At 48.6% G+C, this 21,382-nt stretch carries 17 protein-coding genes and 1 pseudogene; 4 read left to right on the top strand and 14 right to left on the bottom strand.

Translation table 11 applies throughout. The features are described 5' to 3' along the window. The 4 genes and pseudogenes from B3A20_RS15415 to B3A20_RS15400 all read right to left on the bottom strand — a co-directional run. A pseudogene (locus B3A20_RS15415) lies at positions 1-301 on the bottom strand (hypothetical protein); the annotation flags it as partial. 263 nt (positions 302-564) lie between these two features. Continuing rightward, positions 565-1,401: a DNA damage-inducible protein D gene (dinD, locus tag B3A20_RS15410; protein WP_290766722.1), complete on the bottom strand. Its 837-nt coding sequence runs from the start codon at positions 1,399-1,401 to the stop codon at positions 565-567. Positions 1,402-1,601: 200 nt separating this feature from the next. Next, complete coding sequence (locus B3A20_RS15405; protein WP_290766720.1) at positions 1,602-2,369, bottom strand: hypothetical protein; 768 nt, start codon at positions 2,367-2,369, stop codon at positions 1,602-1,604. A 219-nt stretch (positions 2,370-2,588) separates the two neighbouring features. After that, positions 2,589-2,924, bottom strand: coding sequence for a TfoX/Sxy family protein (locus tag B3A20_RS15400; RefSeq protein WP_290766719.1), 336 nt, complete (start codon positions 2,922-2,924; stop codon positions 2,589-2,591). A 53-nt stretch (positions 2,925-2,977) separates the two neighbouring features. Here B3A20_RS15400 and B3A20_RS15395 point away from each other — a divergent pair, with 53 nt between their 5' ends. Next, positions 2,978-3,310, top strand: coding sequence for a DMT family transporter (locus B3A20_RS15395; RefSeq protein ID WP_290766718.1), 333 nt, complete (start codon positions 2,978-2,980; stop codon positions 3,308-3,310). A gap of 97 nt (positions 3,311-3,407) precedes the next feature. Then, positions 3,408-5,348, top strand: coding sequence for a sodium:solute symporter family transporter (locus B3A20_RS15390; protein ID WP_290766716.1), 1,941 nt, complete (start codon positions 3,408-3,410; stop codon positions 5,346-5,348). Between the two features lie 14 nt (positions 5,349-5,362). On the opposite strand, the gene B3A20_RS15385 is transcribed toward B3A20_RS15390, so the two are convergent. The 5 genes from B3A20_RS15385 to B3A20_RS15365 all read right to left on the bottom strand — a co-directional run bounded on the left by B3A20_RS15385 (position 5,363) and on the right by B3A20_RS15365 (position 11,225). Beyond that, entirely contained in the window at positions 5,363-6,424 is a 1,062-nt protein-coding gene (locus B3A20_RS15385; protein ID WP_290766715.1) for an acyltransferase family protein, read from the bottom strand. 21 nt (positions 6,425-6,445) lie between these two features. Further along, the gene (locus tag B3A20_RS15380; protein ID WP_290766713.1) at positions 6,446-7,108 is read right to left on the bottom strand and encodes a hypothetical protein; all 663 of its coding nucleotides are present in this window, start codon (positions 7,106-7,108) and stop codon (positions 6,446-6,448) included. A 240-nt stretch (positions 7,109-7,348) separates the two neighbouring features. After that, entirely contained in the window at positions 7,349-8,536 is a 1,188-nt protein-coding gene (locus B3A20_RS15375) for a BatD family protein (RefSeq protein WP_290766711.1), read from the bottom strand. Positions 8,537-8,663: 127 nt separating this feature from the next. Next, positions 8,664-10,106: a glycosyl hydrolase family 8 gene (locus B3A20_RS15370; RefSeq protein WP_290766709.1), complete on the bottom strand. Its 1,443-nt coding sequence runs from the start codon at positions 10,104-10,106 to the stop codon at positions 8,664-8,666. Between the two features lie 189 nt (positions 10,107-10,295). Beyond that, positions 10,296-11,225 (bottom strand): T9SS type A sorting domain-containing protein, encoded by a 930-nt coding sequence (locus B3A20_RS15365; protein WP_290766707.1) that lies wholly within the window; start codon positions 11,223-11,225, stop codon positions 10,296-10,298. Between the two features lie 488 nt (positions 11,226-11,713). Between B3A20_RS15365 and B3A20_RS15360 the strand changes: the two genes are divergently transcribed. Further along, the gene (locus tag B3A20_RS15360; protein ID WP_290766705.1) at positions 11,714-13,954 is read left to right on the top strand and encodes a cellulase family glycosylhydrolase; all 2,241 of its coding nucleotides are present in this window, start codon (positions 11,714-11,716) and stop codon (positions 13,952-13,954) included. 193 nt (positions 13,955-14,147) lie between these two features. Here the strand turns inward: B3A20_RS15360 and B3A20_RS15355 are convergent, their stop codons facing one another. After that, positions 14,148-15,809, bottom strand: a complete 1,662-nt coding sequence (locus B3A20_RS15355) for a DUF4832 domain-containing protein (RefSeq protein ID WP_290766703.1) — start codon at positions 15,807-15,809, stop codon at positions 14,148-14,150. A gap of 176 nt (positions 15,810-15,985) precedes the next feature. On the opposite strand from B3A20_RS15355, the gene B3A20_RS15350 reads away from it, so the two are divergent. After that, positions 15,986-17,614 (top strand): FISUMP domain-containing protein, encoded by a 1,629-nt coding sequence (locus B3A20_RS15350; protein WP_290766689.1) that lies wholly within the window; start codon positions 15,986-15,988, stop codon positions 17,612-17,614. Positions 17,615-17,767: 153 nt separating this feature from the next. On the opposite strand, the gene B3A20_RS15345 is transcribed toward B3A20_RS15350, so the two are convergent. From B3A20_RS15345 to B3A20_RS15330, 4 genes are all read right to left on the bottom strand, one after another. Further along, a complete protein-coding gene (locus B3A20_RS15345; protein WP_014545945.1) occupies positions 17,768-18,577 on the bottom strand; it encodes an ABC transporter ATP-binding protein in 810 nt (269 codons plus the stop codon). Further along, complete coding sequence (locus tag B3A20_RS15340) at positions 18,567-19,565, bottom strand: ABC transporter ATP-binding protein (RefSeq protein WP_173563457.1); 999 nt, start codon at positions 19,563-19,565, stop codon at positions 18,567-18,569. The genes B3A20_RS15345 and B3A20_RS15340 overlap by 11 nt, the downstream gene beginning before the upstream one ends. Positions 19,566-19,575: 10 nt before the next feature. Continuing rightward, the gene (locus tag B3A20_RS15335; RefSeq protein WP_290766684.1) at positions 19,576-20,421 is read right to left on the bottom strand and encodes an ABC transporter permease; all 846 of its coding nucleotides are present in this window, start codon (positions 20,419-20,421) and stop codon (positions 19,576-19,578) included. 2 nt (positions 20,422-20,423) lie between these two features. Continuing rightward, on the bottom strand, positions 20,424-21,382 hold a 959-nt coding region (locus B3A20_RS15330), incomplete at its 5' end, for an ABC transporter permease (protein WP_290766681.1).

Here is a 21,382-nt window from a genome sequence, read left to right as displayed (position 1 = left end):
ATCGGCCACCCATAATGGTTCTGTAAGTATAATCTTCTAAATCCAGCGCCACTACCGCATATGGAAAGGCAAAAGACAGCGCTAAATCCGTATTCCAATACCCTTCTTCATATGATACCGATTCATCGTCCCGCCCAGGAATTTTCCTGTTATCCAAATCCCCAACTCTTACCGCTCCGCCAGCAACGAAATTAATTCCATTCCTCGCATTCATGAACTGCGCCGCAGAAGGCGGATGGTTCGAGCACCCCGCAAGCATCGCCACCACAATCAAAACAAGTAAACAAGCCAACCGATTCATCACGTATAAAATAGCTTTAATTCAAAAAGTTTCAACGTAATCCATCGGCAAATTTCAACCACCCATCAGGCGATTTAAACAAGAAGGCGATTCCGCATACTTCGACTACGCTCAGCACAGGTTCCAGCCGGAACGACATTTGAGAAGGGCATGACAAAACGCCCTTTGGAGAAACGAATTTGGCAAACGGCGTTTACCAAATTGGGCAAGCAGTGTTTGCCCAATCTGAAAAACATCATTTTCCCAACACCGGGAAAATGATATTACTTTTTCTTTTTTTGAAATTTCAAAAGAGACGCGTCAGTCGCTTTCAAACGACGCGCCACCTTCTTAACATCTTCACTTGCAGGCAAATTTTCGGGAACAATACCACGATCAAGAAGCATTTTGCGGACAGCGCGATTGTTATCCACATGTTCCTTCTCAATTTTCTTTTGTCCAAAAAGATTTTTTGTTTGAGTTTTGACAGAAGTCATTTCCGCAGCAAGATCCTTAGCCTTGATACTTACCGTAGGCAAAAAATCTGCCAGCGGGCGACTCGCAGGGACATTATACTTACGCTTCAAGAGATTCGTATCAATGTTGAACAACGCCTGATCGCCCTTGGAACGGATAACGGCAAAGCCCTTGCTATCTACACCTCGTTCAAACAATACTCCCGAGAGGACCTTTTCGGTATGCGCAAGCTTTTCCCTCGCCTGCACACGCTCCAATTCAAGAATACGGTCTTCAACAATTTCCGCCACACGAGTCTGCACGGCAAAATAATTCTGCGCAAAAGATATTTCCGGCTTGCGAGAATCACCATTCTGAGCAATCAGATAACAAGCGTAGCGAGTAAGCATATAGTCATCAACTTCACGCACCGCCCCCTTTGCAAGATGGATCATTTTCCCGGCGCCGGGAAAATGATCATCTACAATTTCGCCTGCATTTTTACAGGCTTCCTTCGCCTTTTCAATAGCATTACTAAAACGCTCCCATTTAGTATATCCAAGTAACGTACTCAAATCACGAGCACTCCAACATTCCACCCCTTGGTATTCGCAAGCAATAGCTTGGAACTTTTCGAACAGAGTCTTGATCTCTTCGGACTTCATTATAGCCTCCATGTAATCGTATTATACGATGCCGTTTTTGCGGCAAGTTTATGATTAGAGGCGTTTCTGCAAAATCAAATTATGATTAAAGCAAAAACGCACCTCGCCTTTGTATAGCGAGATGCGCAGTCATTAATGTATCTATATATTAAAAAGTTGGCAAGGGGTACATAAAAATTTTACATAACCCAACAAAAAAACTACCACCCTTGAAAATCAATCATAAACGTATACCGGTTGAAATCGCTTATAATGTTACCGTCAATTTCTTTTTCATCAAAACGATAATACGTCAGATCTCTTCCGAGCCGAAATTCAATACCAACATTTGTTCCTGTTCCAACACCAAATGAAACATATGCTCCTCCACCAATTTCATCGTAGAATATAGGCGTGGGTGTAGGAATGCTGAAGCCCATGTCATATATACCATGAGCTATATTTTCACGACCATTTCTTGATAAATGTTGCGTCAAACCAATGCGAACGCCATTCCCTATCGGCAACTGTTCAATAACAGACACACCGCCAGCCCACTGAAAATACTTGTGTTCTACTTTTTCAAATTGCCACAAGCAAAGATTGCTCCAACCCATCACGCCAAAATAATCCGAAACAAACCCCACCTGTATATAAGGTGATAATAAATCAAATCCAAAACCGTATTTAAAATATCCATAGCGTCGCTGAAACGAAACAGCAACTTCTACAGGAGATTCCTCTTCTCTATAGCTGTATTCTTCATTTACTTCTCTTTTCACATACTTTTTAGGAATAAAATCATAAGCCACACCCCCTACTGTAGCAGAAATTGAAGCATCGCGCACAAAGCCATCTCTATCATTTTCCATAAACGCCGAAGCAGAAGGTGGATGAACAAGCATTGTATTACATCCCGTAAGCAATGTCGCAACAACCAAAACAATTAAGTAAGTCAACCGATTCATCACGTATAAAATAGCTTTCATTTAAAAAAATTCAACGTCGTCCATCGGCAAATTTCAGCTATCCATCAGACGTTTCATACAAGAAGGAGATGCCCCATCAAGTGGGGCATGACAAAATAAGCAACGTTTTTTTTAAAAGGAAGGAGCCCCTTCACGTTGGGCTTGACAAGTGTAATTTCGAAAATGACAGAACACAAACAAAGTTGAACCGATCATATTCCCGGCGCCGGGAAAATGATATTACTTTTTCTTTTTCACAGCGGGCAATTCCGGGAGCATGGCGTCGAGCAAGCGCACAAGCAAGCCGTTGTTTGCAATCTGTTCAGCAGCGACACGTAACATCGGCTTTGCACCATCGTAAGGCAACTGCAATTTTGCATTTGGGAGCATCGCTTTTGCAGCGGCCACAGGCTTCACGAGCAAGCGATCATCGTAAATTCCACCAAAAATTTTTCCATCAGCGTAAAGGATGTACTCGCCCATCATCTTGCGGGTCGTCACACGGAAACCTCCTTCAAGCAGCTTCCCATTGAACTGCTCCAAAACGTGGTCACGATACTTCTCTGAACTCGGCATGGATTCCTCTCATTTTTTTCACAATATAAAAATTTAATTTGTATATTACTCCTATGTTCAACTACGTATTCCTTATCCTCGCCATTTTTGCAGAAGCCGCCGGCACCACGCTCCTCAAGATGTCGGAACAATTCACCAAACTTGTTCCTTCCTTAGCCTCGCTCATCTGCTATGTCGCCTCGCTTTACCTGCTGAGTCTATGCCTGCGCACCATCCCCATCGGCATCGCGTACGCCACCTGGTCGGCACTGGGCATCGCCCTAATTACAATAAGCGGCATTTTCTTTTTCAAGCAGATGCCGGATTTGGGCGCCATTATCGGGCTCGTCCTGATTATTTCAGGCGTCGCCGTATTGAATCTTTTCTCAAAAATGGATATCCACTAGCGATCAAGGCTTTTTTGCAAAAAAATGCACGGCAATCCTCTTTGCCGTTTTTTTTTATTAGATTTCTTTTTAAGAAAGAGAAAATAACGGTAATAATATGGAAAAACAAAGCATCTGGGGAGCACTTGCCAACAATGGGTTTACATGCTGGGATTATGGAGTTTTCGCACTCTATATCGTCATCCTTGTTATCATGGGCATTTTACTTTCGCGCGGTAAAAAGGAGACTTCCAAAGACTACTTCTTGGCGGGCGGATCGCTTACCTGGTGGGCCGTGGGCGCATCTCTCATTGCAGCAAACATCTCTGCCGAGCATTTTATCGGCATGTCAGGTACTGCATACAAGTCTGGAATCGCAATGGCCGCTTACGAGTTGATGGCTGCCGTAACACTGGTGGTATTGGCCAAGTTCATTTTGCCACTCATGATCCAAGACAAAGTTTTTACCATTCCGCAATTCTTGAGAAACCGCTACAACAAGGGCACTGGCCTCGCTTTCTCCATTTTCTGGCTGTTTCTCTACATATTTATCCAGATGACCTCCGTTTCGTGGCTTGGCGCATTGGCGACCAAGCAAATATTAGGGCTTCCCTCCCTCGAAGGTTCTATCCTTGGAATGAGCGTAGACTACACACTACTTGGAATCATATTTTTCTTGTTTTTGATTGCGGCCATCTACTCTATTTATGGAGGCCTCACATCTGTAGCATGGACTGATGTCATACAAGTTGTTTTCCTCATTGGCGGAGGTCTTATTACCACCTTCGCGGTGCTTTCGATTATCGCCGAAACCATTCCGGGTGTTGACGGAGCACTTTCTGCGCTTGGGCATATCAAGGATTACCTTGCCCAAGACGCCGCAGACAGGCACTTTAACCTTGTCGTATCGCGCAATCCCGAAGCCTTCCCTTCTATTTTAAACGACCCCTATTTCGACATTCCGGGCATTGTCGTGATTGTAGGGGGACTCTGGCTCACAAACCTTGGTTACTGGGGTTTCAACCAGTTCATTATCCAAAAGGGACTTGCCGCCAAATCCATTTCCGAAGCCAAGAAAGGCCTGGTTTTTGCGGCGTTTCTGAAAATTCTTATCCCGTTCATCGTATGTATCCCAGGCGTTTGCGCCTATTACGTCATGAACGCTCCCGAATGCGAAGCTCTCCGTGCAACTCTCGTAGGATCCATTACGCGTTCCGATGACGCATATCCGTTCCTGATTCGAAACTTCACTCCCATCATCATTAAGGGACTTTCTTTCGCTGCACTTTCTGCGGCCGTCATTTCCTCGCTTGCCTCCATGATAAACTCGACATCCACCATCTTTACAATGGACATTTACAGGCAATACATCAACAAGAACGCAAGCGAAAAAAAACTTGTTCACGTTGGCCGTCTAACAGCAGTTTGCGCAATGATTGCAGCCTTGGTAGCGGTGTACCCGATTGTAGGTGGCGCCGACCAGGCATTTTTAGTGATACAAGAATACTGTGGATTTGTTTACCCTGGAATCGTAGTCATTTTCAGCCTGGGACTTTTGTGGAAACGCGCTTCGGGGCGTGCCGCTGTGGTGACGGCTATCGCCACGTTCATGTTGTCGACTATATTCAAGTTCACCTTGCCCGAGGTGCCATTCCTGTTGCGTATGGGTTACGTATTTATGTGCTTAGCGGTTCTGTTCATCAGCATTTCGCTCACCGACAAAAACACCCGAGCAGCCGCTCCTCAGACAGAATCTCAAATAAGGGCACAAATGAAATGGAGCAAAATTCTCCTTGCAGCATCTTTGACCTGCTACATAACAGGCTGCGCATCCATGTTCTCTGAATACTGCCGCAATTATGGATTCGAGGCGATATTCTTCTTTGCAACCATGCTTCTCGTATCTTCGATTTACCTGAGATCAAACGCAAAAGACAAAGTCGAGGACATCAAATCTATGGGCATCGATCTAGCTGCGTTCCGTACAGACAAGTACTTCAATTACGGAGCATTGTGTATTATGGTAATCATTACCATTTTATACGCCTGTTTTTGGTAAAAACAAGCATAACTTTACAATTTCTTTTTCAGCACCTTCGCACAGGGCTTTTCTACAAGTTCATGTAACGCAATTGCCATAACCGCGCACAACGCGACCGACATTACAATCTGCAATACGTTATTTTGGATATCGCACGCAGCAAACAGCCAGTTCTCAATTTCAGTATTGAAAGTCTGCGCCAAGAAAAACGCATAGCTTGCCGCACTCGCATAACGAAGCACCGCAGAATTATGCAGCCGAGGAGACTTGAGGCTTGCCAGCGTCAAAATCATGCAAGCAAACAGCGGAATCACAATCCAGTCGTAAAGCATGTAATTGCCCACGAAAATATTCAATCGCACGGCAATTGAAACGCCCGCCAACAAAAGCAAAACTTCAACAAGCAAAGATTTCCAAGTCGCAAGGATTTTCGCAATGCCATCGCGGATTGGCATCGAGCACAAAAGCACGCCAATGAAAAATTCCAGCCCACGGAAAAACGGGTTCGAATAAATCGAGTCCGTCTTGAATGTATGCACGACAAGCGGAGACCAGAACAAAATCGCCGTGCAAAGTGCAAGTGATATCCACTTCGCGCGAGTCGTCATCTGCTTTACGACTTCTTGCATCAGCGGGAACGCCAAATACGCAAACAGCAGGCAAGAAATAAACCAAGTCCCGCCATTATGGCTCACCGGGAACAGCGTCGAAAACACACTTTGCAATCCAAGCAGTTCAATCGGCAAAAGCACTAGATTCTGGAACACCGATTCCTTTCCCAAGGTCACAACGTACAACACCGCCACGACCAAGTACAAAGGAAAAATTCCGAAAACGCGTTTCAGATAAAAGTTTTTGAGCGCCGGAGCCAGCACAAGCGATTTATCCTTGTACGTCAAGAACAGCACATAACCCGAAAGCATAAAGAACGCCGTCATGAACACGGCACCCATCGAGACGAATCCCGTCAATGGTCCAAAACTGCTTTCGTGATGGATATTGCAATGGAACATCAATACCATCACAGCAGCTACAACGCGAAAGAGGTCAAGCCCCGCCGCACGGTGTTTCGCTTTTTCCTTATCAATAATCATACGTCTAAATTATAGCTACAATCAGTTAAAAACGGCGTAGTGCATCATAAAATAAAATCGATTTCGCGGTTCGCCAATTTCGCGACCGTAACGAAATTCAATAGAGAAGTTTTTGTATGTCAAGTATGTTCCAAAACCAAATTCATTATAATGGCTCGAAGAATAAAAACCTATTCCTTCTTCATGAGAATTCACCTTATACACATTGCGAGAAAAATGTTCACTGAATCCCACTCTAAATACTTCACCTATAGGATATTCTTCGATCAACATCAAACCACCAAAAAATGGAATAGCATTATTTCTATGAAGATCAAGTGAAGTAGTTTCAACACTGCCCCATCCTTGCAATCCAATATACTGACTTCGAAATCCCATAATGAACCTGAAAGACATATTTTCAAACGAACCCCCAGCTACAAAATGGCTATATCTAAGTAAAAGAGATAAATCTGTATTTACAATATCTTCTTTATCATCGTAATCTTCATAAATATGAGAAGTACCTTTATAAATATCTCCTCTTCGAAGAGATGCACCAACAATAAAAGAATTATTAAATTCACCCTCTTTCTTTTTCACATTCATAAATTGCGCAGCAGAAGGCGGATGGCTGGAACACCCCGCTAAAAGTAGAAGCGAGGCGATAACGCAAAAAGCAACCAACCGGAAATTTCGAATCATTTTATAAAGTTAAAATATTTCTGATAAATCAGTCTCTACCGGGAATGACAATAGACAACACTATGAATCCTATCGGGCTTTGCCCTCCAGGATGACACGTACCTAACCACTGCGGCAAAGCCGCCTCTCTCGTCTGTAGGCTCAGAGAGCCGTTCTTTGTACAAGTACCAAATGCTAGGCTCGGAAATGGTCCTGCAAGCAGTCACGCTTCACTCGCCTTACGCATTTGTCGTCTAAACCCTAATCTTCTTCCTTGATGCCCATGAGCGTCATGGCAAGTTTCCAGGTTTCCTTATTCTCGAAGCTGTCGCGCTTTCCGCCGCCATAGCGGGCATGGGCAAATTCTTCGAGCAGGGACTTCCAGCCATCGAGTTTACCTTCCGCCACGAGTGCATCCAAATTCACGGCGGAGGCGGCGGGCTTTCCCACGGCAGACACAGCTCCGCCGGGAATTCCCTCAGCAGGCTTTCCCGCGGACTTTTCCGCAGCAACTCCCGATGCACCGGCACTTCCGGCAATTCCGCAAGCGCTCGCGCCGAACCGCTGCAATGCATATTCCTTGCAAATGCTTTCAAGCTCCAAGAGCCATTCGCGGCTATCGGCCACCATCACGCGCTGCTTCAAGACGACCATTTTCTCGCGCAGAGCATTTTCAAACGCATTCTTCGCGGCAACCGCAGCTCGCGCATTAGCACGCTTGCGCATACGCCACAACGCCGCCAAAAGCACACAAACGCCCACCGCACCGCCTGCAATAAACGGCAGCGCATTGAACGGCGCATCGACTCGTATAGGTACGCTCTCGCTACGCAAGTCCAGCGACTGTCCCATCGGCGTCGGAATTTCAAAGCGCATCGCGGGGATGTTCAGGTTGCCCGTATCCTGCATGACGAGCTTGTAGTTGAACGTAATCTGCGCCATTTCTTTGCCGTCCTTTACCGAGCGGCTCGATTCCTGCGACACGCCCAACTGCAAAATGCCCTTTGCATTTGCTGAACTTGTCGGCACCACGAGAATTGCGCTCCCGTTCACGCTCCACGAGACCGTCACAGGGAAATTAATCGTATCGCCCACAGTCGCCGAAAGCGGCGCGTTTGTGGCATTCCCCGCGTCACCAGCACTTCCAACATTCCCGGCAGTAATCGTAATCCCCAGCTGTTCTGCCGTCGGGAGTGCAGGCATTCCCGCGGAATCTCCGTCTACAGAACCGGCAGCACTCAAACTTCCCACAGCACTATCGAGAGCATTCACGCCATCGGAATCAGAACCTGCATCCAAAACGCCCGCCGAGTCCGCAGCACTCTCCTTAACCAAAGCGGCATTTTCAGCCGAACCACCATTCTTTACGGCAGCGCTTTCTGCCGCCTTCGCCTTCGATTTTTTTGACTTGACATTTGCAGTCTTAGAATTCACGTTTTTTTCTTTCATACGTAATGAATATACAAAAAAAGACGATAATAAAGGGACTTGCCCAGAACAACAAAAAACTCCCGGAAGGTTCCGGGAGTCGCGACTGTTCGCCTTACATTTTCCGAGGCTCAAGCCTCATTCACTACTAGATTCCGGCCGGGCGAACGAACAAGCCGTTCAGCAAGGCAGAATACATCGTGAGCAAGATATCCGAGAAGTAGCTTGCGTTGGTATTCGAAGGCATTCTCGTAGTATTCATGCCGTTCGTGCAAGTAGCAAGCCACGTTGCGTTACCAGCAATGCCCGTAGCGCACCATGCAGCATACCACTGGCTCGGAACAGCCGTATTATTGGTATAGTCCTTACCAACAGACAAATTCCAGGAATAGTTAATGGCGAGAGCCTTGTCATCCGGACCGCTCGGAGCCTTTGTCGTGATAAAGCTGTTCAGCTGGTTCAAGATTGCAGCAGCGCGCGTATCCTGATACCAGTAGTAATCCCAAGCGAGGCGCCACGGAATACGCACGGATTCCTTATTGAACGTCCAGTAGGTGTTGTTGGCAGAACCGTTCGACGGCTTGGCCGCCATGCCAGCATCATCGCTCCAGTCCGGGAACACGCCTGTACCCAACGACTGAACCTTCTGCGTATAGGCATACATGGCATCAAGCACACCCTTCCAGTTATGAGCCGGATTCGGGTCCACCATCGCAAAGAGCCTAAGTGCCACCGGAGAGAAATAGCTCAAGTTATAGACTGGCGTCGGGAGCTTCCAGACATCTTCGTCGCCAGAGTATATGAGCAAGTTAGCAGGATTGACTTCCAAGTCCCAAATTGCATTCATGAAAGTCAACGCATCCTGCAAGTACAGGGCATTGCCCGACTTGAAATACATGAGGATAAGAGCAGTCGCTATATCTTCATCGGCATCCGTTGCGCTCGAATTATCGACTTCGGTCCAGTGGAAGGACTGCGTAATCCACGGCATGAGCTTTCTATTGGAATATTCCCTATAGGCCCTGGTGTAATTCCACAGGCGAGCAAAAGTATCGTCATCATTATTGAAGTAAGCAAGGAGCATGCCATAGCCGATACCTTCGGACACGGTACATGCACGGGTCTTCATATTCGAGACAGCCGTCGTCGCTGAGCAATACGGCTTGTAATAGCCCGTCTGGCTAGACCAAATAACACGTCCTGCCGGCATATATGCTATCGGGAACACAACATTGAATTCTGCAGCAAGTTCCGGATATGTAGACATTTCCTGTTCTTCGGTCACGAAATGGAAGCTCTTCCATAACGTGTAAATATTTGCCGCGAAAGCAGGGTTCGCCGTAGCGGCAAGCGAAGCGTATGTTCCCGGAGTAGGCGTCGGAGTTGGCGTTGGAGTAGCAGAGCTTGCCGGTGTCGGAGCCGAACTTGTCGGCAGCGGAATATAAACAGAAGATGAGCTCAACACCGGAAGCGGAACAAACGCAGAGCTCGGAGTCGGATTAGCCGGGGCCGTAGCAGCATCATCGCCACAGGCGCCCAGGAAAAAAGCTGAGCCAATCAAAATAGGCAACAGAATTTTCTTGTAAACCATAAAAAGCCTCTCAATAAGTCTCCCCAAACGGGGCTGGTAAATGCCAAAGTAATATATATAAATATAGCTATTAAGGAAAACTTGAAAGAAAAAATCAAGTTTACTTGTGAGCACAAACACGAACGAATTCTACATATAGAAAAGGGCCGCTTGCGCGACCCTTCTCTAAAGATTCTTAGGAATCCGAAATTACTTCAGAACAATCTTGTTGGTGAAGTTGACGGACTTGCCAGCAACGCGAACCATGTAGACACCTGCATCGAGAGCAGCGAGGTTCATGGAGGAGGAAGCGTCGCCCTTAGCAACAACCTGACCCTGGAGGTTCAAGACTTCAGCGGTAGCAACGGACTTGATACCAGAGAAGCTGAGGGTACGGCCAGAGAGGTTAGCCTTGACAGCGGAAGCACCGCGAACAGACTTGACATCAATACCGCAGGTAGCCTTGCAAGTACCACCAGTAGCAGGACCGATAGAGCAGATGTTGAAGTCATAGTTACCAGCAGCAGCCTGGATCTTGAACTTGAGAGCAACGAGCTGGCTAGCAGCAGTTGCACCGTCCATCTTCGTAGCACCCTTGTACCAAGACGGCTGAGCAAAGCCAGTCCAAGGAATGGTCTTGGTTGCACCAGCGGTAGACTTAGCGAGAGAAGCAGCCGGGTTTGCATAACCGATGGTTGCGTCAACGTCGCCGAGGCCGAGTTCGAGAGTCGGAGCAGCAGCAGACGTATAGGTAATGCAAACGCCACCCCAAGAAGAAGCGTCACCGGCTTCCGGATCGCCACCGCCAACAGCTTCACCAACAACGTTGAAGCCGATACCGACGAACGGGTTATAGGTCAACTTGCCCTTAACGAGGGAAGCAGTACCGCAGACACCAACGCAGTGGTCAATAACCGGGTCCATTGCAGTTTCAGAGTAGTCGTTGCCGAGCGGAACCGGCCAAACAACCTTGGATTCACCACCGTCACCGTCGTCGCCGTAGCTGAACCAGTAACCGGAAGTTTCAGAACCATTATCAAGGCCCGTGTCAACCTGATAGGCATCGCCATTCCAGGTTTCGAAAGCAAATGCAGCAGAGGCAGCGAGAAGTGCCGATGCAATTGTGAGTTTCTTATTCATAATTCTCTCTCTTTTTAACTGTTTTACCCAAAATGGGTGATTTGGGCAATAATATATTTTATTTTCCTCAAAAATGCTATACCTGCAAGCGTTTGAAAAAAAAATTTACATTATTGATAGCAAACCGCCCCTTCTCTTGTAATATAGCACTTTGCGCGTCGCCAAAGTACACTCATGATTTATAACAAATTTCTTACGTGTCCTTCGTCACACGAGTATTCAACGCAATTTTTTTATTACGATATAAATACTTGATTCCTGTGCATAGAATGCTACATTATATATAAATATACTTTGCCATGCCCGGCGAAGCACTGGCTTTTGAGCAAGCTCGGCTCCTTCGGGAATGACAAAAAAACGGGGTAAAGGTGTACAAGAGGCGCAAAGCGAATCGCTTTGTGTTCAATAGTAAACAAAAAGTTAGCCTAAATTGTTTACTATCTTCGATTTATTTAGATAATTTTTGTCAAAACAAAAGGAAAACACTCATGAAATTGACAAAGCTACTGACAGGCATTTTGGCAGGCGCGGCAGTATCCGCATTTGCCAGTGCGGCAACAGCAACCCCCAAGAAGGTAGGTCCGGTATCTTACTACGGCGCCCTCCACACCAGCGGCAGCAAGATTATCGGCGAAAAAAACAACCAGCAGGCAATGCTCCGCGGCGTAAGCCTTTTCTGGTCCGACGCCACTGGCGCCTCTTACTATAACCCGACAGTCATTTCATGGGCTGCAGACAACTTCAAGATTGACGTGTTCCGCTACGCCATGGGCGTTGAATATTACGACAGCAATGGCGGCACAAAGAACAAGCTCGACGACCAGTCCTCTTACGCAAAGTCCCCGGAAGGCCAACTTTCAACAATCGACAAGATGGTCGAAGCGGCTATCGAAAACGACATTTATATCGTGATTGACTGGCACAGCCACAGAGCCCACCTCGAAACGTCCATGGCAAAGACATTCTTCGAGACCATCTCCAAAAAGTACAAGGATGTCCCGAACATCATCTACGAAATTTACAACGAACCGGTCAACGGCAGCGGCGGAGACTGGGGTGCCATCAAAAATTACGCAAACCAGATTGTCTCGACCATCCGTCTCAACACGCAAAACCTGATTATCGTCGGTACGCCGAACTGGTCACAGCACCCGGAACAGGGCGCAAGAGACCCAATTCAGTCCACGAACATCGCTTACGTATTGCACTTCTACGCAGCAACACACCCCAAAGGTAGCTTTAGCGGCAATATTACCAGCGCGCTCAACGCAGGCTACCCGGTATTCATTAGTGAATGGGGCACCACGAACGCAGATGGCGATGGCGAACCGAATTCCAGTGCCACAAACGAATGGACACAGTTCATGGACCAGAACAACATCCCGAACTGCAACTGGAGCTTCCGCCAGCAGACTTCCGATGTCGACCAGAAGAGCGAAAAGTCCGCAATCTTCGCAGGCGACAAGTCCCTCACCACGGCAGCAGCACTCGACGCAGCAACGCTTACAACTTCGGGCAATATCATCAAGAGCTACCTCACTAAGAACGCACGCAGCTGGGCGGACTCCATCACCAAGGGCAAGAGTGGTAGCTGCTCCTTCAAGGCGACCACTGCAAAGCAGACCGACGGCAAGATTTCTGGCGCTCTCAAGTCCGGCTGTACCTACACCTCTAGCAACGAAAAGGTCGTTTCTGTTTCCGGCAGTGACCTCGTCATCAACGACTACGGTTTCGCCATCTTGACAGGCAATGACGGTTCCCAGTCTGTTGTAACAGTCAAGCAGGTCGCAGGCCAGACCATAACGAACCTCGAAAAGGGCCTCTACTGCACATACGCCAACACTTGCAAGAGCGATGTCAAGACCGGCAGATCTATCGACTTTGACGGCGACGGCTCCAACGACTACCTCCTCACGATGGAAGACAAGACGAACGAAGGTTCCAAATTCACGCTCACAGCCCTCGATCCGACAGTCGTCAGCGTAAGCAAGTCCAAGTGCACGAACAACAACTGCTCCAACACCCAGAAGAATCAGCAGGTCTGGATGTTACACTTCAAGAGCTACGGCAAGGGCAGAATCGTCGCCTCGGCACCGGCCATCACCGGTTTCCGCGCCATGCAGGACACGTTCGAAATCGAATACAGGAAGGGCGAAGCCCGTATCTCTAACAAGTTTGTAAACCAGAAGGTCGCTCCGGGTTCTACCTCTCCCACGGGACTCCCGACCACGACCCTCACGGACAAGGCTCCGGTCACCTACACCTTCAACGGACAGCCGACGACAATTTACATGGTCCAGGCAGGTGAAGGCTTCGGTGCAGGCACCGCCCCGGCTATCATTTCCGTGACAGCTAAGGCTCCAGAAACCGCAAACTACAATGAACTGAACAAGACTGTCCTGTTCATCATCGGAGACAGCACTCAGGCCGTCAACAAGGATGAATACTACAACTTCATCAACGGCACATCTGCTATCAGACCGTCCGCCAAGATTACAAACAGCCTCAAGGCACGCATGAACGGCTCTACGCTCCAGTTCACGACCAAGAACACAGGCCTCGTAAAGGTGGACATCTATGACGCCCTCGGTGCAAGCGTAAAGCAGATTTCCGATGTCTATGGCAAGGGCAGCCACGCTATCGACCTCAAGGGCATTGCAAACGGCTCCTACACGCTCGTTGTCCGCCAGGGCAGCAGCAAGGCTTCCATCCGCTGGGTGAACAAGTAAGCTGTAGATAATAGTGGGCACGCCCGCATAAACAATGTGAAAAACTCCAGCCAATGGCTGGAGTTTTTTTATGCAAAGATTTTGAAAAGGAGATGCCCGCTTACTTCGACTTCGCTGCACTTCGATTAAACTCAGTGCAGGCAGTACAGGCTCCAGCGGGCATGACAATGCTGTTTTGCGAAGAACCATGTTACTACTGTTTCGTGCCGTTCGGCTTGTAAGAGCGGTCGCCATCGCGGATAATCACGTTATTGCGTGTACGCAGAACGTAAGGCATTTGGGACTTTTGCACAGAGCTACGACGAATGCGCGGCGCAATGGACTGAACATTCTCATCAAAATAGAACTTGCCTAAATAAGCGGCAGGCTGTTCTAGGCCACAAGTACCCTTTCCTCCCGACCAATCATTGGCAAACTCAATGTCGCCAACCTTCAGAAACACCATAAAACGCCCCTTGCCAGACAGATTCAACTTGGCCGCAACTTCAATTTCGTTGTTTCCGTCAAACGTCATCACAGTATCACCGCCTGCGACCGAGATGGTGCGGCTATGGACATCTCTAAAATCAACATCGGGCAAGTCCACATAATCCATGTCAAGGCACATATCCAAATCGCTACCTTCCAGGTCTTCCAAAATGGCAAGTTTTACCGGAGCCTTCCAAGTGAGGTTGCCAAAGCCCACATTCTGCACGCGGAATTTCGCATGGAGCATATGGTCAGCCCCCACCGTATCGCTTAACCACGATTCTCGCAGCACAAAGCGGTAGCCCAAGTGGTCATTGATATACTTGAAGCCCGTCAGCGAATCGACTCGCGCCGGATCATAATCGAAGTCTTTCTGCTTGAACAGCGTCTTTTTCCAGCTATTAATCAGGTTGTTGTTCCACTGGATATTCAAATAGCTCGTGTGCGTGCGGAAGCCCTCGTACGCGAGGAATTCCGGCGTATTGATGACCTGGTAGCCATTCGCCGTTGTAAGCGCTTCGCCGCCGTATGGCGTGTTGATGCCGTACTTTTCGAGCCAGGCAACACCTTCTTCACGGCAAATGGACGTTTTGCAGTCCGCGCCCCACGTGCCGTAATCATATTGCGTTCCCAAGTAGCCGTCGTTGAACATCCCGACGCGATACATGGTGTCGCCCTTGGCCTTTGCAATTTCTGCGAACTTTTCACCTTCAATATTAAAATCCACGCCCCAGTTATCAAAGCCGAGTACCTTCGCTGAATAGTTGCCCGTTCGCGTTAAAATTTTGAGCTCGGGAGGCGTATTGCGTAGCATCAGGTTCGTCGCTTCGGCAACGCGGTCATAAGTAATGCTCGTGTCGGAATGCATTTCGCCATAGGCGCCGTGCATACCCATTTCAAGCGCGACAATCACATCGGTATTTTTCGAAAGCACTGGAGCGAGCTGTTCCACATGGCGTAATACCCACTTGTGCTCCGGAGTCACATTGCTGCGACCATTGTACCACGGGTCATAACAGATACGCACAATCACAAAGCCCTTGTTCGCGCGGATATTGTCAAACGTCGTCTGCAATACGTTCAGAGCATCTTCGGTCAAATCTTGGCTCTTTCCCCAAGTCGTATCCTTCTTGCCGCCAGTCGTATCAATCCCGAGCCAAGCTCGACTGCTGAATTCCGAAATTTCGGCACGCAAGTGCAAAAGCTTACTGTACGGCTTTTCAATCGGCTTAGAGCCCGATGGCTTTATATGCAACACCTGCGGCGTGTAGAATCCGCGATCGTAATTAGCGAGTGTACGCATGGCATCGGTCGTATCAATATTTTGCTTCACAAGACCCGCTGCAAAAACCGACGACGGCAAAAACGCAAGCGACAGGGTCGCCAACGTAAAGCTCCATCCAAAAGAAAAACGTGAAAAAAATGTTGTCATAGAAGTAATATATATTTTTAATTGCAAAAATCTTCGACTTCGCCAAAAGACGGCATCAACGCCAAAATTCTAACTCATCATGGTCTAACAAACTAAAAATTTCTACTTTATCTCACCAAAGGAGATAAATTATGAATAATTTTACAAAGGCCGCCGCTTGCCTAACAGCCTCTGCGCTATTATCCCTAACATTTACAGCTTGTACAGATTCTTCATCTGCAAACGATGAACTTTTTGCCAATATTTCATCTAGCTCTGATGAAATCGAAAACCCGGAAGATTCTTCTTCCTCTGAAACAGGGAAAACAAAGGATTCCGAATCTTCTTCGGAAAAAAGTAACTCCCCAAAATCCTCATCATCACAAAAGCAAGTTTCAGAATCTTCATCAAGCGATTCCCTGCCGCAATCTAGCAGCGCCACAGAATCTTCCTCGTCCCAAATTCCAGAATCCTCTTCGAGCGAAAGCATCAAGGCGCCTAGCGGTTCATTTACGGACGCCCGCGATGGCAAAACATACAAGCTCGCCAAAATCGGACCCCAGACATGGATGGCCGAGAACTTGAGCTACGGCGATTCCAGCCTTTACACCTTCGAAAACGCACAAGACGTATGCCCGGAAGGGTTCCACCTTCCCTCGCTTAAAGAACTTGAAGCACTTGTCAATTTTGCAGGCGGTGCCGAAGTCGCCGCACAAAAGCTAAAAAGCACAACCGGCTGGCCTAACGACGAACAGGGAAACTGGAATGGAACAGACGACTACGGCTTTAACGCAAAGCCAGTCCTTACCGGAGACGGCACGGGCACTGACGAAAACTTTTGGAGTTCCACAAGAAATTCTAGAGATTACAAAACGGGAGACTTTCTAAAACTCAATCCCCACCCGTCATCTAACAAGAAAACAAACAACTCGGGATATTTCTGCAACAGCAAAGTAAACGACCCTTCAAAGCTCGCCTGCTTTTCTAATGCAGAACCAGGCACCAAGCTTTCGATCCGCTGCCTGAGCAATATCGAAGATTGCGGCGGAAAAACGATTGACAACACAAAGCAGTTCTGCCAAGGCGACATTGCCTACGATTTCTGCCGCGGCCGCTCTTACGACGGCACAAAGTACGAATGCAAGGACAATACGCTCTACGAAAAATCAAGCGGAAAAGTCTTTAAATATTCGTGGTTCCTGCTCAATCCAGAAAAAACGTATGGAACAATCCAGGACGAAAGAGACGGGCAATACTACAAGACCATCGATATCGATGGAGTCGTCTGGTTTGCAGAAAACCTGAACTACGCCAGCGAAGGCTCTGTCTGCCCCGCCAATGACGAAAAATACTGCGACATTTACGGAAGAATGTACACGGTAGTACAAGCCCTGAACGGAGACACCATCGACTTCAACAAAAAGCAGGGTCTGTGCCCCAAGGGAACGCATCTGCCACTTTCAACGGAATACAGATTGCTGTGGGAAAAATACAAGTTCAATGAGCTGTTCACGGCTTATACCGCCTACTTCGAAAACGATGATTTCTACGACGACTTCAAAAAGCTGAACAACGCAAGCGGTCTTGGAATGCTCGAAAATGGCGCTTACGACTCCAAGAGTCAAACATGGATCAACATCAACAGACTAACCCGAAACATCGGTTCTGACTTTGACCACTACCATTATTACCGCTGGTCCGGTAATGGAATCGATGAATATTATCCCGGTCCGGCTCGCAATGACGTCGATTACGGGGCAATCCGCTGTGTCGTAGACTAAACAGATATTGCAAATTCACAGGAAAGCCTGACGTAAAAAACGTTAGGCTTTTTATATAAAAGAAAAACCGCAGCGGTTGCTGCGGCTTTTCAAATTGCACTAGATCCTTCGACTACGAGGCGACGCCTCTTCGCTCAGGATGACACGCGCCAATTACTTTTTGCTGCGATGGCTGTTCTTGATCCATTCAGTCTTGTGGACTTCCGGGATATCATCGAGCAAGCGGAGCGTATGCGGTTCGTTTGTGTTGTCGAGCACTTCAGCAGGAGTACCCTGGTTCACAATCTTACCGTCGTGCATGATGAAGATACGGTCAGAAACGTAGTTTGCAAGGCCGATATCGTGGGTCACGAACACCACGGTCATCTTCAGTTCGTCTTTCAACTTGCGGAGGTAATCGAGGATGTTTGCACGCACGCAGGCGTCCACCATGGAGGTAGCTTCGTCAGCAATCAAAACCTTCGGACGGAGCGCGAAGATACGAGCGAGAAGCATACGCTGCATCTGACCACCGGAGAGTTCGAACGGGTACTTGCCTTCGATATCTGCCGGAGCGACGTTCACAGCCTTGAGACCTTCGTCAACGCGGCGACGGACTTCTTCCTTGGAGGGCTTATCCTTCAAGATGTTGAGAGCGTCTTCGAGCTGGCTTCTGATTGTGAAGAACTGGTTGAAGCAACCAAACGGATCCTGGAAAACGGACTGTACTTCGTTCCAGTGGTCTTTCAGGTTCTTGATTGGCTTGTCGCGATAGAGGAACTGACCGCGAGTCGGCTGGTAAAGGCCGAGCATAATCTTAGCAAGCACGGACTTACCGCAACCAGAACCACCCACGATGGAGATGAATTCTTCGTCATAGATGTCAAAGGAAACATCCTTAACAGCAGTCTTCAAGCTCTTGCCGGCACCGAAATCCTTGCTGATGCGCTTGGCAGAAAAAACAATGGGCTTATCACTTTGCATAATCGCACCTCACGTCACGATCGCCGACAATGCGGAGATTCTGGGTATTCTTCTTGCAGTCCGGGCATGCCTTGCTGCAACGCGGAGCGAAGCGGCAGCCCACAATCTTGTTCTTGAGGCTAGGAGGAGCACCTTCGATAGCCACCGGATGACGGCCACGCTGGCTGGCCTCGGTACTGAGCATAGCGCCCATCAAGGCCTGCGTATACGGATGACGCGGATCCTTGACGACCTGTTCTGCAGTACCCTTTTCCACGATTTCGCCTGCGTACATGATAGCGATGTTATCGGCCACGTGGTAGAGGAGCGGAAGTTCGTGGGTAATGAAGATCATCGACTGGAAGATGCCCTTGTCGAGCAAGTCGAAAATCATCTTGATCACTTCCTTCTGCGTGGAGACGTCCAAAGCAGAAGTCGGTTCGTCAGCAATCACCATCTTCGGGAGAAGAATCGTGGAAATTGCAATCACGCAACGCTGGCGTTCACCTGCAGTGAGGTTGATCGGGAAGGAATTGAGCACGCGCTTCGTATCCATGCCGATACGGTCGAAGTGGGCGTAAACGCGATCGTAGATCTGCTTGGAATCGAGCTTCTCGCCCGGCTTCAAGTGAGCCTTGAGCACGTCTGCTGCGATATCCTTAATCTTGCGGACCGGGTTCAGAGCGTTGAATGCGCCCTGCGGAATCATGGAAACCTGCTGAGCGAGGACATTCGCACGAACATCTTCGACGCTGCGGTTCATGAGGGATTCCATCTTGTCGCCGTTCTTCACGCGAACGTCACCCGTTTCCGGGTAAAGCGGCGGAATGCACATACCCATAAGGCCAGAAACGAGCGTGGACTTACCGCAACCCGATTCACCGGCGATACCGAGAATTTCCCCCTGCTTCATGGAGAAGGACACGTCTGTAACAGCGTGAGTCTTGTCTCCAAAACGGCCGAGGTAATAAAGACCCAAGTGGTCAACTTCAAAAACATTTTCAGACATTTTTTTCCTCTTACTTGCGCAGGCGCGGGTTGAAGACGCCTTCCATGGAAGTGTTGATCAGGTAGAGAGCAAACACCGTGAGGGTAACGACGATCGTTGCCGGGATGAATGCAATCCAGATGGAGTCGGAGAGAGCACCGTTATCCTTAGCCTGGTTCAAGATGATACCGAGGCTGGTGGAATCGACAGGGCCAAGACCGATCATGGAGATGGAAGCTTCGGAAAGAATACCGGAAGACACCTGCATGATGAACACCATGAACACGTACGAGAGCAAGTACGGAAGCACATGCTTGATCACAATCGTGAGCGTCGATGCACCGTTGAGGCGGGCAAGGGCGATGTGGTCGCGGCTACGGAGAGAAGAAGCCTGAGCACGAACGGCACGGGCAGACCAGCTCCAAGCGGTAAGACCGATGATGAGACCAATCAAGGTGAGGGAACGGCCATCCTTAACAGCGGAGCTGATAAGAACGAGAATCACGAACTGCGGGATAACGATGAAGATGTTGGTGAGCATGTTCAATACTTCATCAATCCAGCCACCGCGGAAACCGCCGAACAAACCGATAAGCACACCAATCGTCGTTGCAATGATACCAGCAACGAAGCCCACATAAAGGGAGCTGCGAAGGCCTGCAATCAAGAGGGACACGTAGTCACGGCCAAGGTGGTCCGTGCCAAGCCAGTGAGCAGAGCTAGAACCTGCATACGGGCCAGCGACGATGTCACGAGCGTGAGTGTCTACGTTGTAGAAAAGAGGTCCAAAGATGGCGATGAGGAGCGTGAGCACGAAGATGGACACGCCAATCACGAACATCGGGGACTTGAGAAGGTTTCTTAAAAGCTTACCCATGATTACTTACCTCCCATCTGGAGACCGGCCTTGACACGCGGGTCAAAGACTGCGATCAAAACGTCAACTGCAAAGTTTGCAACGAGAACGCAAGTCGAAATCATCAAGGTGCAACCCTGAATCGTTGCGTAGTCGTTCTTCTGAATGGCATTGAGCATTGCCATACCGAGACCCGGATAAGAGAAGATCATTTCGGTAATGAGAGCGCCACCCACCATGGCACCGAGGCTCTGGGCAAGACCAGTGAGCTGCGGGAGCATAGCGTTGCGGAACACATAGCTAATAATCTTGCCTTCGCGCAGGCCAAGCCACTTAGCATACTTCATGTAGTCTGTACCGAGTTCGTAAATGGACATGGAACGCATACCCGTTGCCTGACCAGAAAGAAGAATCGGGAACACAGAGAAGAACGGGAGCACGTAGTACCAGCTGACGCTCTTGATGCAAGCCCAGCTGAACGTGAGTTCCGGAATGTCCGGGCTGTAAGCGCCCATAGCCGGGAACCAGCCGAGCGTGATGGAGAAGAGGGCCACCAAGAGCATACCGAACACGAAGAACGGCACACCGTTTAAGAACATGGCGCACGGGAAGAATACCTTGTCAAAAATGCCGCGCTTGTAAGCAGCGAAGGCACCAAGAAGGTTACCCACAATCCAGCCGAGAAGAATCGTCGGAGCCTGGATAGCGAGAGTCCACGGGAGGGACTTCTTGATAACGTTCGTCACCGGTTCGTTGTTCTGGTAAGAGAGACCGAGATCACCATGGAACACCTTGCCGATGTAGCTAAAGAACTGAGAAACTGCAGAAGCAAGCTTCGGATCAGTCTTCATGACCGGCTGATCGACCATGACGGTATCGATGCGTTCAGCCTGGACCTTTTCCATGACCGGGACCTTTTCGACTGCCGGAGCAGCCTTGGCGACCTTGCCCTTCTTAGCCTTGATTTTCTTAGCCTTCTTAG

Origin of the sequence: Fibrobacter sp. UBA4297, from assembly GCF_002394865.1 — a bacterium.
Lineage (GTDB): Bacteria > Fibrobacterota > Fibrobacteria > Fibrobacterales > Fibrobacteraceae > Fibrobacter.
Note: the sequence above shows the minus strand (reverse complement) of the source record. Positions and strands in the feature narration are given on the sequence as shown.